Raw genomic sequence first — 1,309 nt, 5'->3', positions numbered from 1 at the left:
GATGGTTCCTCCCACAGGCAGCGGATTCGGCCGGCAGCGGGATGTTCAACGGTCGCCCGCGACGTGAGGTTCCCGTGAAGCCGGAACTGGGCGGCCGCAGTCGGCGATCCGGCCCCTCGGAAATGCCAAAGGGCTAATATTTAGCAAATTTAACCCGTTCACTGGGCCATATTGCCCGCTCATGCTACTTTAACTACCATGAAGACGATGTTGCAGCACTTGCGGGAGACTGCGGACCTGGGCCAGCGCGAACTCGCCTCCCGCGCGAAAGTCAGCCAGGAGACCATCAGCCAGCTGGAGACGGGGAAGTCGGCGCGGCCCCGGCTGGACACGCTGACCAAGCTGCGTGATGCACTCGAGCTCAACGATCTGCGGCCGGAGAGCCTGCTCGACTCCAGTCCGCTGGACACCGACCCGGACCTCGCGGCGGCGGAGGCCACCCTGATCACGCTGGTGAAGGTGCTGCCCGCCTACCGTGAGGACAGCGCGCGCCGGTCGGAGTTCTGGTGGAAGCTCTCGGAACATCTGGGCTACCGGGACCTGTATCCCGCCACGCACACCAGCAGCCATCTGGAGTCGGCCATCACCGGCAGTTATTCCAACGCCGCGACCGATCTCGCCGAGTACGTGCTGATGTTCTTCGACCCGGACAACGAGGAGACGATCCGGATCCTGGCGGAGTACTCCGGGATCGGGCCGAAGCGGCAGGTGGCCCGGCGCTGGTGCCGGGATGTCACCGACGCGGCCTGGGTGCTGCACCGTGCCGCGATGACCTCCTACCCGCAGCAGGTCGGCGAGCTTTACGCCGAGGCCGGTGAGACCACCGACCCTGACCGGATCCGGGAGCTGTGCGGCAGCGTCTACGCCATCGTCCGCGCCCGCGCCTATCCCCGTGCCTCCGCCGCGGACCAGGTCAACGCGCTGGTGTCGGATCCCTCTACCGAGGAGGTCCACTACCGGATCGGCAAGGCCGCCGGGCTTGAGGTGCAGGAGATCGCGGTCAAGTTCCGGACCGCCTGGCCCGGTCTGGCCGCCAACCCCGACCTCGACCACGATGTGGCCGCGCGGCTACTCGACGCCGTGCTCGACAGGCTCGACGACCCCCAGGCCACCCTCGCCGGCCGCGCGCTGCTCACCCTGGCCGAGCGACCGGACCTGCCGCGCCCGCTGTTGCAGCGCATCAGCGACACCATCGACGTCGACCGCGACCAGCGCCCGGAGATCGACGGCGGCTGGGTCGTCGCCGCCCTGCTGGCGATCCGCACAACCCTGGACGACCTTGACAACGCCGACGAGGAGGACACCGACG

General features: G+C 68.0%; 1 protein-coding gene. It reads left to right on the top strand.

What is annotated here, in order from left to right; translation table 11 throughout:
* Positions 1 to 198 precede the first annotated feature (198 nt).
* Positions 199 to 1,309: helix-turn-helix domain-containing protein (locus tag H074_RS00045; RefSeq protein ID WP_152521320.1), on the top strand; the 1,111-nt coding region annotated here is incomplete at its 3' end.

It is taken from the genome of Amycolatopsis decaplanina DSM 44594, from assembly GCF_000342005.1.
Classification (GTDB): Bacteria; Actinomycetota; Actinomycetes; order Mycobacteriales; family Pseudonocardiaceae; genus Amycolatopsis; species Amycolatopsis decaplanina.
This window is presented reverse-complemented; position numbering and strand designations above follow the sequence as displayed.